Origin of the sequence: Bradyrhizobium sp. CSA207 (assembly GCF_029051685.1) — a bacterium.
Taxonomy (GTDB): domain Bacteria; phylum Pseudomonadota; class Alphaproteobacteria; order Rhizobiales; family Xanthobacteraceae; genus Bradyrhizobium.
The window spans coordinates 68,834-82,885 of sequence record NZ_JAACFT010000010.1 but is presented as its reverse complement, the minus strand read 5'-3'; the positions used below and the strand labels follow the sequence as shown (position 1 = coordinate 82,885).

The following is a 14,052-nucleotide window of genomic DNA, read 5'->3' as shown; positions in this document are numbered from 1 at the left end:
CATCCCGGCTCACCAAGAGGGGCGATCGTACGTCGTCACGTTTCGCGAGCCGGGCTTGCGGTGGACGTGGCAGCGTCGGCACGAAAGGTGCGGGCAGGGCGGGTAGTCCCTGTGAGCCCGAGGCCACGTGCGGACGGACGGCGCTGAAAGGCTCGTCTCGCCAACATTTTTCCGGTCGGGTGTACACCGCCGGAGAACCCTGTGGCGAAATGGCGGGCCGTGCGTACGGCAAAACCGTGTGGTCCTGGCCGTCGTTGCTACGGTCAAGCTGCCTGCGAAGGTGCAAGCGAGCCCAACCGGGCGGACTGCATCGTCAATTCGCGGGGGCGAGGGAGGCCAGAAGGAATTCGGCTCCCGGGAGAGCGCGGCATAAGCCGTCAAGCCACTGCGCAGGGAAGGCCGAGTGTTCGGCGACACCTGTATGCTGCTGTGCGGTTTTTCTGCGTGTGCTTTTCGCGCAGCGGACCGCGGGTGCCAGCCGGCACCCGGCCTTCCCTGCGCCCTCTTGATTGAAGAGGGTGAGGAACGAAGCAAAGCTCGGGCGAAACGCGCCGCGAGGGTGCGAAACTGTAGCTGCGATTCAAAATGCAAGCTGGAAGCGCGGACCTGCCGACTCATACTCCGTCATTGCGAGCGAAGCGAAGCAATCCAGACTGCCGCCGCGGAGGGATTCTGGATTGCTTCGCTGCGCTCGCAATGACGATGTGGAAAGAATGTGCGACGCATTTCGTTCTCGTGCCCCGGACGCAGCGCAGCGTCTCTCGACGTTGCGGGCGCTCGCGAGACGTCGCCTCTACTCGAAGACGGCGTCGAAGATCTCGACATCGACCAGCACGGGCTTGGCGATCACAGTTCCATCAGGCCGCAGCGTCTGCGTACGCCGAAGCGTCGGCACCACGATGCCGCCAAAGCTGTCATGGGCCCAGGATGAATGTGCGACCTTCATTCCAAAGAGATCGTGATCCGTCCGCCGCTGCAGGGCGCGCTCGTCGAAATAGAAGATCTGCTCGCGCGCGAGAGTGATGAGGTTCGGCGGAAATTGTGCCCGCAGGCGCCGCCAGGTTTCGGTGTTCTCGCGCCAGGGCGACAGTTCCTCGACCACGACATCGGGATGGGCGAGGAGAAATGGACTGGTCAGATAGCTCCAGATGGCGACGCCACAGAAGAAGACGAGTTGCAGTTCGTCCGCGAGCGTGTGTGCATCGGCGTTGGGGAATCCGAGGTCCGGGTTGCGCCAGGATCGCAGCACCTCGCCTTCCAGGCTCTCGATCGTGATCGTGTCCGGCTGAAACGAGCCGGACTGTTCTCCCCCGGTTATGCCAGTGAAGCGGACCGATTGCGTCCGCGTCGATCCCTCCGCGGTCATATCCTTGAATTCACGGGCATGACCGGCGCCGGAGAACAGTGTCCCACCAACGGAAAGATGCAGCGTGAACCGGCTCAAACTGTTCCAGCGGGCAAAACCGCCGCTGGCATCGATCGCATCGTCAAGAAGTGCCATGTTTTGCCGCATTCACCGTGAAGTGTGGCCACCATGGCGGGGTGGGTGCGGCTTGGCGTGTTAGAAGTTGTTAGGAGTTGCAAGCGCCTGATCTGGCGGTATCTCGTTGAAGATGCTCTCAATTCAGAGCGGTCGGGAGGGCGTTGGCGGCGACCGGATCACGGGGCGAGATGCCTTCCTGATACTGCGCCGGTGCCGAAAACAACAAAGGAACAACAAAGGAGAAGTGAGATGATCCGCAAGGCGAAGGCAGTATGGAAGGGCACCGGCCGCGATGGCAGCGGCCAATTGTCAAGCGAATCCGGCGTGCTCGCCGAGACGCCCTATTCATTCAAGACCCGGTTCGAGAACGAGAAGGGGACGAATCCCGAAGAATTGATCGCGGCGGCGCACGCCGGCTGCTTCACCATGGCGTTGGCCTTCGGCCTTCAGCTGGCCGGCTTCACACCGACCGAGCTCTCCACGGAAGCGGCGGTCAGCCTCGAACCCGAAGGCAAGGGGTTCAAGATCAGCAAATCTGCGCTGACCTTGCGCGCCAAGGTGCCGAACCTCGACGATGCCGGTTTCGCCCGCATTGCCGGTGAGGCCGAGAAGAACTGTCCGGTGTCGAAAGCGCTCAACGCCGAGATCACGCTCGACGCCAAGCTTATGTAATGCGAGCTTGCAACATCGTGCCCATCCGGTCCTGGTCGAGGAAGCTGAATCTTCGAGGCGTCATCGTCACTTCGAGAGCAACCGGATGGACATCCAAACTTGGCCGGCTCACGCCGCGCGGCGCAGAGCAGAGCAGACCTTGTGCTGCGACCGGTGCTGAACGGACAGGTCGATCGATTGGGAACTGACACATGACGACAGAGCGCGCAGTTTTGGCAGGAGGCTGCTTCTGGGGCATGCAGGACCTCATCCGCAAGCAGCCTGGCGTAATCTCGACCCGCGTCGGCTATACCGGCGGCAAGGTGAAGAACGCCACTTATCGCAATCACGAAGGCCACGCAGAAGCGATCGAGATCATCTTCGATCCTGCGAAGACGGACTACCGGACGATGCTGGAGTTCTTCTTCCAGATCCACGATCCCACCACACTCAATCGCCAGGGCAACGACTCGGGAACGAGCTATCGCTCGGCGATCTTCTACACCACGGACGAGCAGAAGAGGGTCGCCGAAGACGTTATCGCCGATATCGAGGCTTCGCATTTGTGGCCCGGCAAAGTGGTGACCGAGGCCGCGCCCGCCGGCGAATTCTGGGAGGCCGAGCCCGAGCATCAGGATTATCTCGAGCGCTATCCCGATGGCTACACCTGCCACTTCATCCGGCCAAACTGGAAGCTGCCGCGGCGCGGGGTGGCTGCGGCAGGTTAGGGCGCGCCGCATTCGCCGTGGTCGCATCTGGCGCCGAAGGCCATTCCTGCTCCGCGCCGTCAGATCAGCAATTGCGCGATCAGGTCGCGCGCGACACGCATGTCGGCAATGTCCGAGGCCTCTGCAAATGACCCGCAGACGTTTTCCAGAACTGACCTGGCGTCTGCATTCCGTCCCTGTCCAATTCTGAACCGCGCGATGCTGATCGCGCATCTGAGCTCCCAGAACCGTGCACCCTGCTGCGTGGCGATCTCCATGGCCTCGCCAAAACATTTTTCGGCGGCCGGCAGGTTCTTCGCCTGCTTGCGCACCAACTCGCCCTTGATGCGGATCAGCTCGGGCAGATACCAGCGCTCCTGACGGTCGTTGCAACGCGCCAGGACGTCCTCGATCATATCAAGGCCGCGTTCGGCCTGATCGGCCTCTCCGAAACAGGCCGCAAGCTCGCCAAGGAGCGGAAGAAAGCGTGGCAGGAAGCGTGCATCGCCGGCGCGATTGAGCTCTTCGCGCAATAGCGGCAGGCCCGTGGCGAGGTCGCCCCGCTTCGCAATGACCGCCGCGTTGAAGGCTCGCGCCCACAAGCCCCACAGCCGGATTGCATGGCGCTCGGTATGCTTGAGCAGCTCGGTGCCATGGCGTTCCGCGGCATCGAAATCGCCGGCCAGGAACGCGATCGGGCAGGCGGCTTGTCCCAGCACGCTGCAGAAGGTCAGCGCGTGGCCGTTGGCGCGGCCCTCCTCGATGTTTCTGGCGGCGAGCGCCTGGGCCTGATCGGCCAGGCCTTGAAGCCACAGAATACGGGCCCGGAAATATTGCGTCGATATCCTGAGATCGAGCGGGAAGATCTTGGGCTTTTCCACGAGCACATGCAGCGATGCGTTCACCCGGTCGATACGCAGCCGCGCGTCCGTCTGGTCTCCGAGATAATGCAGAGCAACTGCCATCAGCCGATCCGCCAGCATTAGATCGGTCTTGTCGGACGAGTTCGCCGCGGCGTTTGCAAAGCGATCGGCCAGTGCGCGCGCCTTGCCGAATTGTCCGTTGTTGAACTGGTCGATGCACAATCCCCAGAGCGCGCGAAGCCGGAAATCCTTGTCGTCGAGCCGGTCGGCCAATTCGAGGGTCGTCTCGAGGATCGGGCGCGCCTCGCGCGCGCCCCTCGCCGTACATCAGCGACCAGCCGAGTGCGGAGAGGAGCTGCATGCGTATACGGTCATCGCCGCCGGTGTCTCCGAGCGCAGCGAGCGCCGTTCTGACGCGCTCGCGGCATTCGGCGAACAATGAAAGGCGCACCCACAACGCGACCGTTGCCGCCGTCAGTGCGATACCCAGCGCAGAGTCGCCATCAGGCGCGAAAGCCCAATCCAGCGCCGCGCGTGCGTTGTCCAGCTCCGAGCCATAGATGCCCAGCCATTCCGGCAGCGGAGTTGATGTGTCGGATTCCGCGCGCTCGAAGAAGTCGCGAAAATGCTCTGCATGGCGCCGCGCGAATTGCCTTGTTTCGCCGAGTTCGTTCAGCTTGCCGAGCGCATAGGTGCGCGTGGTGTCAAGCAGACGATAGCGCAGCGTCCGTGAGCCGGACGGCGAGATCAGCGATTTGGTGACCAGGCTGTCGATCGCTTCGAGAGTTTCCGATCTGCTGAGGCCATCGCCCGACGCGACCGCAGCAGCCGCTTCCGGAGCAAACGGCCCGACAAAGACCGACAGTCGTCGCAGGGTGGCGCTCTCGGCCGCGGACAGCAGGTCGTAGCTCCAGTCGAGGGCTGCGGCGAGCGTCTGGTGTCGCGGAACAGCGGTGCGTCGCCCCCGCCATTGCAGTGAAAAGCGGCTGTCGAGCAGGGACGCCGTGCCTGCGATGCCGTATGCGTTGACGCGGCCCGCCGCAAGCTCGATCGCAAGCGCAATGCCATCGAGGCGCCGGCAGATATTGGCAACGAGGGGTGCCTCTTCTTCGCTGAGCTGAAATGGACCCGAGCTCTGCGCGATGCGCTCGACGAAGAGCTGGGCCGCAGGGTAGGCGAGGACCTGGGCGACGTTCAGTCCGTCGCGCTCGGGCGGACAATCCAGTGGGAACAGCCGGAAGATCCGTTCCCCTTCGCTCCGGAACGACTCGCGGCTGGTTGCGAGAACGTGAAGTCGCGGCGCGTCGCGAACGATCCGCTCGACCAGCGGTGCCAGTGTATCCAGCACATGTTCGCAACCATCGAAGATCAGCAGGACCGGGCTTGCCTTCAGGAATGCCAACAGACCCGGCATCGGGTCCTCCGCGCTGATGGTCAATCCCAGTGCGGACGCAATGGTGGTTGCAACGAGACTGGCATCCCTCAGCGGACCGAAATCGACAAAGAAGACGCGCCCGCCGAAGTCCACTGAGTGGCGATGCCCGACGGCCACTGCGACCGCAGTCTTGCCGATGCCACCCGGGCCGACCACGGTCATGAAGCGATGGAGCGAAAGCCCGTTCGATATCTTCTCGATGACCTCCTCGCGTCCGACCATCTTTGCGAGCGGCGCTGGGAGGGACCGCGGAGCGGCGGTTTCGGCGGCGGGCTGGACGACCGACGGAGGAGCTTGAGCGAGGGAGGCGACGAAGCAATAGCCGCGACCAGGCACATTGACCACGTAACGGGCAGCTTTGCTGGTATCGCCCAACACCTTACGCAGCGCTGCGATGTGGAAGCGCAGACTGCCCTCGTCGACATTGACGTTGGCCCAGATGCGCTTGACCAGCACTCGCTTGTCGACGACTTCACCGGGGCGCTCGGCGAGGAAGATCAGGATGTCCAGCGCGCGGCCGCCGAGATGCAGCGGCGCGCCATCCTTCTCCAGGAGCCGGGACCTTGGAAACAGCCGGAATGGCCCAAATGAAATGGCCAAATCTTCGTCGTTACGGTCTGGCACGCGCCGTTGCCCCCTCGACGGGAGTCGAAAATTATTTGCATCCGGTCTAGCAGATCGAAGCGTTGAGTAAACTGGCCGAAAGCAGTGGGCGCCCCCGCGTATTCGGCCTGTCCGCCCGATGCTCGATTCCCGCCGCGCACGAAATATCGCTTTGAAACGAGGAGCTTAGGTCAGTCGCCTCGTGGCGGCGAGAAGGGCTGGGCCGCTTGGCGCGGGTCTGCTGCGACGATGCGCGCTGAAAGCGTGACGAAACCCATCAGTGCCGCCGGGAGCCAGAACGCTGCCGGCAGCCCGCCGGCACGAGCGACGAAACCGACGCCGGCGGGGCCGATGAGGATGCCTGCATAGCCGGCGGTCGTGATGGCCGCGACGGCTAGACCTGTGGGCATCACCGTCTGTGTGGCTGCCCGGCGGAACAGCACGGGGACGAGGTTCGATGCACCTAGGCCGATGAGAAGAAAGCCGGCCATGGCGACCGCGGCGACGGAGGCCGTGAGCAGGACCGCGAAGCCCACGATCGCAAGCAGGCTGCCCCAGAATAATGTCGCGTGATCTCCGACACGGGCCACGACGGCGTCACCGCAGAGCCGCCCGGCGGTCATTGCGATCGAGAACACGATGTAACCGGCCCCGCCTTGCACCTCGGAGAGGAGCCCTGCGCCGATGACGAGCAGTGCGCCCCAATCGAGCATCGCGCCTTCGACGAGAAAAGTGATCGCGCCGAGCAGCGCGAGCAGCAGCACCGATCCGTGCGGCAGCACGAACAGCGGTCCCTGCTGCGCCTTGGTCGAGCGAAGCAGGCGTGGCCACGCGATCAGCGTGGCGATCAGCATCAGGACGGAGCAGATCAGCGTGCAGGCGAGCGCGCCGAGTTGCAGCGAGAGCAATAATGTCATCAGGGCGGATCCGGCGAAGCCGCCGATGCTGAACAGCGCATGGAAGCCGGACATCAGCGGGCGCCCCGCGGCGCGCTCGACCTCCACGGCGTGGATGTTCATGGCGACGTCGATGGAGCCAAGCGCGGCACCGAATGCCAACAGCACCAACGCCAGCGTTACGGGCGAGCTTGCGATAGCCAATAGCGGCAGGACCAGCGCCAGAGCGAGCCCGCCGGCGATGATGATCGGCCTGCTACCGTAGCGTGCGCTCATGACGCCGGTCAAGAGCATCGCGACGACCGAGCCGATGCCGAGGCTGAGCAGGAGCAAGCCAAGGATGCCGTCGTCAACGGCGAGCCGCGCCTTCGCGAACGGCACCAGCGGCGCCCAGCACGCGATGCCGAAGCCCGCGACCAGGAAGGCAAGTCGGGTCGCAAGGCGCGTCGCCGGCCGGTCAGCAGAAGACATGAGGAACTCCACGGAGGGGTAGCGGCGCGGCCGAGAAGCCAGAAGATTGCTGCGCCTTTATGTCCGAGACGTGCTCGAACTGGCTTCAGGCGACGAAGAGCAGATGTCCGATCAATCAGGGAATAGCGGGCTGTGTCTCCATCAGCGGCATCCAGCCGGCCTCGCTGCGCTGGAAGAGCGGACACCCGTATACCGCACGAACCGGAAACGGTGCGGAAAGGGCCGCGGTCGTCACCTCCCAACGATTGGTTTGCTTCATCGCGACCACCATGCCGGCAATCTCGGCGCCGATCTGCTGCAGCAGGCGCACGGCGGCGACTGCGGTCGCGCCGGTCGAGATTGCGTCATCGACCAACACCACCCGGCGGCCTTCGATCAGGGGCAGCAGGTTCGGATCCAGCCGTAACTTTTTCCCGGCCTCAGGGCTGGTGATCGAAGTCACCGGCTCGGACAGTGCGTCATCATACCAGAATTTGCGGGAATATCCGAGCGGGACATAGCGAGCCTGTCCGAGCCGTTCGGCCACAAGAGATGCAAACGCAAGACCCAGCGTCGGTAGTCCGACAATGATCTCGGCGTCGAAGACGCGCGCCTGTGTCGCCATATGGTCTGCCAGCGCCGCGACAACGAGATTCGAGGCTTGGTTGGCGATGAGCGAAGCGACGGCGAGATCACCATCGGGCAACTGGCGCAGCGGTAAGACGAGGAAGCGGCCGCAAGGCAGAGGAGCGGGATAGCCGAAGCGGTAAGGTGGCGTCGCCGAGAAGCGCGCGGGGATCTCTGGCGTCAGATCCTGCCAATAGCCGGTTGTAGATTCGATATAAGATTCACTCGCGGTCATGATTTGGCACCGCTTGGAGCGAAGGCTGGGCACAAGGCGAGCCGCATTCTGCCTAGCCGCCGAGAATGCGCCGGCAGGCGTCGACGAACACCTGCGCGCCCGTGACGATATCAGCGTCGGCGGTGTTCTCGGTCCAGTGATGGCTGATGCCACCGATCGACGGCACGAACAGCATGCCCGCGGGCATGATCGTGGCGAGCATCTGCGCATCGTGACCGGCGCCGCTTGGCATGCGGAGCGATCGCCCTCCGGCGAGGTCCTTGCTCGCAGCCTCGATGGCATCCTGAAAGCCGGAGTTCATCATGGCAGGAGCGCCGGTGCGAATCCGTTCCACGGTCACGGAACAGCGAGCCTGCGCATTGACCTCGCTCGCCATCGTCCGCAGCAGATTCTCCAGCCGTGCGATCACGGCCGGATCGTCGTCGCGGATCTGGAACAGCATTTCGGCGGCACCTGGAATGATGCTCGGCGCACCCGGATCGAGCGCGATGCGGCCGGTGGTCCAGACCGTGCGCGGTCCGCAAGCGGTGGGGAAACGCTCATCGATCGCCGCACAGAATTTCGCCAGCGCCAGCCCCGCATCCTTCCGCGCGGCCATGCGGGTGGTGCCGGCGTGATTCTGCTCACCGAGAAAGTTGATCTGGTACTGCCAAATGCCGACAATGGAGGTCACGACCCCGATCGCGAGATGGCCGCTTTCGAGCGTATCGCCCTGCTCGATATGCGCCTCCAGATATCCGACGTGCCGTCCCGGCTCGGCGGTGACGCGGGCCCGCCCGGCGAGCCCCATGTCGGCAAGCGCATCGCGCATGGTCCGGCCGCCGGTGCGGTCGCGCGCGGCATCGATGTCAGCCTCGGTCAGCTGCCCGACATAGGAGCGCGAGCCGAGGAAGTGTCCGAAATGTCCTTCCTCATCGCACCACGCCGCGACCTCGACCGCGCCTTTGAGCGAAGGATCGGCATTGAGCACACGTGCGGCCTCCAGCGCATAGATGACGCCGAGGGGACCATCGAGCCAGCCGGCATAGTTCTGGCTTTCCAGATGCGATCCGGCCAGTAGCTTGGGGCCGGACTTCGTGCTGGTGCCGAAGACGTTGCCGATGCCGTCGATCGCAGCGGTGAGGCCAGCTTCGGGCAGCTTTCGCACCAGCCACTCCAGCGACTGCCTGTGCGGCTCGGAGAAGGTCGGCTTGTGCACGCCGGTTTTGTAGGCGCCGATCGCGCGCAGCGCATTGAGATCCGCGAGAACGCGTGCGCCATCGGCACGCGGCTGTGTGTCAGGCATGTTCGGCAACCTTCAATGCCTCGGTGCGGATCTCCTCGACCAGCCGTTCCTTGAGCTGGACGAATTCGGGCGTGGTCTTGACCTTGTAGGAGCGCGGATGCGGCAGGTCGATCGCGATCTCGGCCTTGACGCGGCCGGGACGCGCGCTCATCACCACGACACGGCTGCCGAGGAAGATCGCTTCCTCGATGTCGTGGGTCACGAACAGCACGGTCTTCTGATCGCGCTCCCAGATCCCGAGCAACATCTCCTGCATCAGCGCGCGGGTCTGGTTATCCAGCGCCCCGAAGGGCTCGTCGAGCAACAGGATCTTTGGATCATTGGCGAGTGCACGCGCAATCGCCGTGCGCTGCTGCATGCCGCCGGAGAGCTGCTTGGGCCAGTGATTTTCGAAGCCGGACAATCCGACCTGGCGGATGAAGGCGTCGGCGATCTTGTGCCGCTCGTGCTGCGGCACGCCGCGCTCGCGCAGGCCGAAGGCGATGTTCTCGCGCACAGTCAGCCAGGGAAACAGCGTGTAGGACTGGAACACCATGCCGCGATCGGCACCCGGGCCGGTCACCTCGCGGCCGTCGAGCGTGACGCGTCCGCCGGTCGGACGGTCGAGACCCGCGACGATGCGAAGAAGCGTGGACTTGCCGCAGCCGGAGGGGCCGAGAATGGTGACGAAGTCGTTGTTGCCGATGGTGAGGTTGGTCGGCTCCAGTGCCCTGGTCGGCGCGTTGCCGTGCCGAGCCGGGAAGGTCCGCGAGACCTGCTCTATCTTCAGCGTCGTCATGCGAGCTTCCAGGGAAACAGCCAGGCGTTGAATGCCTTGAACAGGAAATCGGAGACGAGGCCGATCAATCCGATCACGATGATACCGAAGATGATCTGGCCGGTGTTTAGCAGCGCCTGGCTGTCCGTGATCATGTGGCCGATGCCTGAGGACGAGCCGATCAGCTCGGCGACGATGACATAGGTCCATGCCCAGCCCAGCACCAGCCGCAGGATTTCCGCGATTTCGGGCGCGGAGGAGGGCAGCAACACGCGGCGGATGATGCCGCGGTCGCGGGCGCCGAGCGTATAGGCCGCTTCCACCAGATCACGCCGTGTGCTGCCGACGGTCACGGCGATCATCAGGATGATTTGGAACACCGAGCCAATGAAGATGACGAGCAGCTTCTGCAGTTCGCCAATGCCGGCCCACAGGATCAAGAGCGGGATGAAGGCTGAGGCGGGCAGATATCGCGCGAACGAGACAAAGGGTTCGAGAAAGGCTTCGACCGGCTTGTAGGCGCCCATCAGCACGCCGAGCGGCACCGCGATGATCGCGGCCAGCACGAAGCCACCAAGGACGCGCCAGATCGTCATGCCGATGTCGAACAGGAAGCCGTGCTTGGTGAGCAGCTCAACGCCTTCCTGCACCATCGTCAGCGGGTTGGCGAGGAAAGTTTTCGACACATGGCCGCCGAAGGTCGCCCATGACCAGAGGGCGACGAACAGCACGAAGAACGCGAGGCCGTAAGCCGCGCGTTGCCTCGATGTCACGGGATCCAGGGGACGCATCAAACCATTATCCGGGCAATGTCGACTCGAGCGCCGGCCCGGCCTTGGGGAGGCGGGACCGGCGGCTCTCGGCGAGTTTACTTGATGAAGCTGGCGTCGAAGAGGTCTTCGACCTTCGGTGCGGCCTTGATGATGCCGATCTCGAGCAGGAGCTCGGCGGCCTCCTTGTTGAAGGTCAGGAAATCGCCCGCAAAGAACTTCTGGTTGGCGGCCTTGTCCTGCCAGCGCAGATATTTGGCCGAGTTGCCGAACTGCTCGCCGGACTGCTTCACATCGGCGCCCATGATCTCGTAGGCCTTGGCCTGATCCTTGGCGATCATCTCGAGCGCCTCGAAATAGCTGTCGGCCAGCGCCTGCGCCGCCTTCGGGTTCTCGCTCAGGAACTTCGGCGTGCAGCCGAAGGTGTCCATGACCATCGGGTAGTCGAGCGTGGTCGCGATGATCTTGCCTTTGTCGGGCGCGGCGCGCACGGTCGACAGATACGGCTCATAGGTCATTGCCGCATCGTTCTGGCCGGAGACGAAGGCCTGTGCGGCAGCCGCCGGCTCGAGGTTCACCACCGTGACGTCCTTCACTGTGAGGCCGTTCTTCTTGAGCATCCAGGCCAGCGCGAAATAGGGCGAGGTGCCGGGCGCGGAAGCTGCGACCGTCTTGCCCTTCAGCTCCTTGATCGCCGTGACGTCATTGCGCACGGCCATGCCGTCGGCGCCGTAGCTCTTGTCGAGCTGAAAGATCTGCTTGGTGGCGACGCCGTTCGCATTCCAGGAGATCCAGGTCTCGACCGTCGTCGCCGCGCATTGAACGTCGCCCGAGGCGATGGCGAGGTGTCGGTCCTTCTGCGGGATCTTCTTGATGGTGACGTCGAGGCCGTTCTTCTTGAAGATGCCGGCCTCCTTCGCCAGCGTCAGTGGCGCGAAGCCGGTCCATCCGGAAATACCGATTCCGACCTTGACGTCGTCGGCGAGCACTGGAGTGGAGGCCGTGAGGGCAATGATTGTCGCAAATACTTTACGCATGATGGTCGTCCTCTTGTCGATCGATGGATTGACGTCCTGCTGACCTCTTGGTTTCGATCCGGATTGCATGGATCGTTGCCCGAAGCGTTGCACGAATTGTGCCGACATTGTTCTCTCAGCCTCCCTTGAATCGGGCGACAAGGCGGTGAGAGTCGCCGGGATAAAGCAGCCGCACCGCCGTGATCGTGCGCGGGCCGCGCCATGTATAGCGGTCGATCACGAGGCAGGGCGCGCCGATGGCGATGTCGAGGACTTCCGCCGCGCGATCGTCCGCGACAACAGCGCTGATCGTGTGCTCGGCCTCCGTCCATGGGACATGATGCAGCAGCCAGGAGCCGGGCGGCTCGCGCACAAAGTCCGCGGTGGCGGCTTCCGGCACGGACGACAGATCGATCAGCCTATCCTCGACGGCGAACGGCACGTTGTCGGCGCTGTGCCGGCAGGCAATTGCGATCACCTTGCCGGCTTTCTTCACGCCGAGACGTTCGCGGTCCGAAGCGGTCGCAGCGCGCAGCTTGCGATGGATCAGCTCGTAACCATAGCTGCGGCCGAGCGCGGTGATTTCGGCGCGGATATCGGCGATCTTGAGTACGGCAGACTGATGCTGCGGCCGGCGCACGAAAGAGCCGGCGCGCCGGCGCCGCTCGATCAGATCGGCCTGCGCGAGCTCCGACAATGCCTTGTTCACCGTCATGCGCGAGCAGCCATAGCGCGCGACCAGTTCGTGCTCGAACGGTATGCGGTGACCCGGCGGCCATTCGCCGGTCAGGATCCGCTTTTCGATGTCGGCCCGGATGCGCTTGTAGAGCGTCGGCTTGTCGGCGGCGTCAGTGGCAAGGCTCATGCGACGAGCCTCCGCACCGATGCGTTGAAGCGTTCGCGCGCGGACTGGCGCAATCTGTGCCGGCCGCCTTCGACGACCTTGTCACCGCCGGCCCAGACGCAATCGATGGCGCCGCTGGTCGCCGCGAAAATCCAGCCGTCGATGACAGCGTCGCGCGAACGCCCCGCGAGCGACGGATGCGCGCTGTCCAGCGTGACGATGTCGGCGCGCGCGCCGGGCGCGAGGCCGACCGTCTCCTGCGCTAGCGCCCGCGCACCGCCCACGAGCGCATGATCGAACAGCGCGCGCCCGGTCGATACGCCGGGAGCGCTCGACAGGACGTTGCGTTCGCGATGCTTCAGCCGCTGGCCGTATTCGAGCTGGCGCAGCTCGTCGGCGACGCCGACGAGGACGTTGGAATCGGTGCCGACGCCGAAGGCGCCGCCCGCGTCGAGGAATTCGCGCGCGGAAAAGATGCCGTCGCCGAGGCTCGCCTCGGTGATGGGGCAGAGGCCGGCGACCGCACCGGTCCGAGCGAACGCGCTGACTTCCTCACTCGTCGTGTGGGTCGCGTGGATGAGGCACCAGCGTTGATCGACGGGCGCGTGCTCCAGCAACCACTGCACCGGTCGGCGGTCCGACCATGCCAGGCAATCCTCTACTTCCTTGACCTGTTCGGCCGCATGAATATGCACCGGGCCGCCATCCGCCAGCGGTATGATCGTCGTAAGTTCCTCCGGCGTCACCGCGCGTAAACTGTGCGGCGCGATGCCGATATTGGCGCCCGGCAGTTTCGCAATGGCCTTGCGCGACGCAGCGATCAGCGCGGCGAACCGATCGAGCGAGCAAATGAAGCGGCGCTGGCCGGAATGCGGCGGTGCGCCGCCGAACGAGCCGTGCGCATAAAAACTGGGCAGCAATGTAAGGCCGATGCCGGACGCCTCGGAAGCCTGCGCGATGCGTGCGGCCATCTCGGCGAGATCGGCGTAAGGCGAGCCGTCGCGATCGTGATGCAGGTAGTGGAATTCGCCAACGCGGGTAAAACCCTGCTCCAGCATCTCGACATAGAGCAATGTTGCAACGGCGGCGACGTCGTCGGGCGTCATCTCCAGTGCAAACCGATACATCGTCTCGCGCCAGGTCCAGAACGTATCGGTCGAGCTGCCGCGCAGTTCGGCCAGTCCCGCCATGCCGCGTTGAAAGGCGTGGCTGTGCAGGCTTGCCAGTCCCGGAAGCGCGATGTGGTGGCGCTCGTCGCCCGCGGCCGGCGCCACGCCCGGCGTCACTGCGGCGATCGCGCCGGCGGTGACGACCACCTGCACGTCATGGGCCCAGCCCGAAGGCAGGAGCACGGAGGCGAAATGCAGGCGGGTCATCATTACAAGCCGGCTGGACAGAACCGCGACACGATTATATGTCTAGACATATAA

General features: G+C 64.2%; 11 protein-coding genes and 1 pseudogene. 2 read left to right on the top strand and 10 right to left on the bottom strand.

Features of this window, described 5'->3' with window-relative positions:
* Positions 1-793: 793 nt before the first annotated feature.
* On the bottom strand, positions 794-1,501 hold the full coding sequence (locus tag GWG65_RS13305) for a hypothetical protein (RefSeq protein WP_275196016.1): 708 nt from the start codon (positions 1,499-1,501) through the stop codon (positions 794-796).
* A gap of 231 nt (positions 1,502-1,732) precedes the next feature.
* Between GWG65_RS13305 and GWG65_RS13300 the strand changes: the two genes are divergently transcribed.
* Both GWG65_RS13300 and msrA read left to right on the top strand, forming a co-directional pair.
* Entirely contained in the window at positions 1,733-2,155 is a 423-nt protein-coding gene (locus GWG65_RS13300; RefSeq protein ID WP_275196015.1) for an OsmC family protein, read from the top strand.
* A gap of 191 nt (positions 2,156-2,346) precedes the next feature.
* Complete coding sequence (gene msrA, locus GWG65_RS13295) at positions 2,347-2,862, top strand: peptide-methionine (S)-S-oxide reductase MsrA (RefSeq protein ID WP_275196014.1); 516 nt, start codon at positions 2,347-2,349, stop codon at positions 2,860-2,862.
* Between the two features lie 59 nt (positions 2,863-2,921).
* Here msrA and GWG65_RS13290 read toward each other — a convergent pair.
* The 9 genes and pseudogenes from GWG65_RS13290 to GWG65_RS13250 form a co-directional block, all read right to left on the bottom strand.
* Positions 2,922-5,763: pseudogene (locus tag GWG65_RS13290) on the bottom strand (winged helix-turn-helix domain-containing protein).
* 170 nt (positions 5,764-5,933) lie between these two features.
* Entirely contained in the window at positions 5,934-7,109 is a 1,176-nt protein-coding gene (locus GWG65_RS13285; RefSeq protein ID WP_275196013.1) for an MFS transporter, read from the bottom strand.
* Between the two features lie 115 nt (positions 7,110-7,224).
* Positions 7,225-7,950, bottom strand: coding sequence for a phosphoribosyltransferase (locus GWG65_RS13280; RefSeq protein WP_275196012.1), 726 nt, complete (start codon positions 7,948-7,950; stop codon positions 7,225-7,227).
* 52 nt (positions 7,951-8,002) lie between these two features.
* Complete coding sequence (locus tag GWG65_RS13275) at positions 8,003-9,235, bottom strand: Zn-dependent hydrolase (protein WP_275196011.1); 1,233 nt, start codon at positions 9,233-9,235, stop codon at positions 8,003-8,005.
* Positions 9,228-10,013, bottom strand: coding sequence for an ABC transporter ATP-binding protein (locus GWG65_RS13270; RefSeq protein ID WP_275196010.1), 786 nt, complete (start codon positions 10,011-10,013; stop codon positions 9,228-9,230). The genes GWG65_RS13275 and GWG65_RS13270 overlap by 8 nt, the downstream gene beginning before the upstream one ends.
* On the bottom strand, positions 10,010-10,783 hold the full coding sequence (locus GWG65_RS13265) for an ABC transporter permease (protein ID WP_275196140.1): 774 nt from the start codon (positions 10,781-10,783) through the stop codon (positions 10,010-10,012). The genes GWG65_RS13270 and GWG65_RS13265 overlap by 4 nt, the downstream gene beginning before the upstream one ends.
* A gap of 77 nt (positions 10,784-10,860) precedes the next feature.
* Positions 10,861-11,799 (bottom strand): ABC transporter substrate-binding protein, encoded by a 939-nt coding sequence (locus GWG65_RS13260; protein WP_275196009.1) that lies wholly within the window; start codon positions 11,797-11,799, stop codon positions 10,861-10,863.
* Between the two features lie 115 nt (positions 11,800-11,914).
* A complete protein-coding gene (gene hutC, locus GWG65_RS13255) occupies positions 11,915-12,643 on the bottom strand; it encodes a histidine utilization repressor (protein ID WP_275196008.1) in 729 nt (242 codons plus the stop codon).
* Complete coding sequence (locus tag GWG65_RS13250; protein WP_275196139.1) at positions 12,640-13,998, bottom strand: formimidoylglutamate deiminase; 1,359 nt, start codon at positions 13,996-13,998, stop codon at positions 12,640-12,642. The genes hutC and GWG65_RS13250 overlap by 4 nt, the downstream gene beginning before the upstream one ends.
* Positions 13,999-14,052 lie beyond the last annotated feature (54 nt).

Bases quoted from the DNA above. Each gene is read 5' to 3' on its own strand.
- GWG65_RS13270 (WP_275196010.1), bottom strand. From the start codon at position 10,013: ATGACGACGCTGAAGATAGAGCAGGTCTCGCGGACCTTCCCGGCTCGG.
- GWG65_RS13250 (WP_275196139.1), bottom strand. From the start codon at position 13,998: ATGACCCGCCTGCATTTCGCCTCCGTGCTCCTGCCTTCGGGCTGGGCC.
- msrA (WP_275196014.1), top strand. From the start codon at position 2,347: ATGACGACAGAGCGCGCAGTTTTGGCAGGAGGCTGCTTCTGGGGCATG.
- GWG65_RS13280 (WP_275196012.1), bottom strand. From the start codon at position 7,950: ATGACCGCGAGTGAATCTTATATCGAATCTACAACCGGCTATTGGCAG.
- GWG65_RS13260 (WP_275196009.1), bottom strand. From the start codon at position 11,799: ATGCGTAAAGTATTTGCGACAATCATTGCCCTCACGGCCTCCACTCCA.
- GWG65_RS13265 (WP_275196140.1), bottom strand. From the start codon at position 10,783: ATGCGTCCCCTGGATCCCGTGACATCGAGGCAACGCGCGGCTTACGGC.
- GWG65_RS13305 (WP_275196016.1), bottom strand. From the start codon at position 1,501: ATGGCACTTCTTGACGATGCGATCGATGCCAGCGGCGGTTTTGCCCGC.
- hutC (WP_275196008.1), bottom strand. From the start codon at position 12,643: ATGAGCCTTGCCACTGACGCCGCCGACAAGCCGACGCTCTACAAGCGC.
- GWG65_RS13285 (WP_275196013.1), bottom strand. From the start codon at position 7,109: ATGTCTTCTGCTGACCGGCCGGCGACGCGCCTTGCGACCCGACTTGCC.
- GWG65_RS13300 (WP_275196015.1), top strand. From the start codon at position 1,733: ATGATCCGCAAGGCGAAGGCAGTATGGAAGGGCACCGGCCGCGATGGC.
- GWG65_RS13275 (WP_275196011.1), bottom strand. From the start codon at position 9,235: ATGCCTGACACACAGCCGCGTGCCGATGGCGCACGCGTTCTCGCGGAT.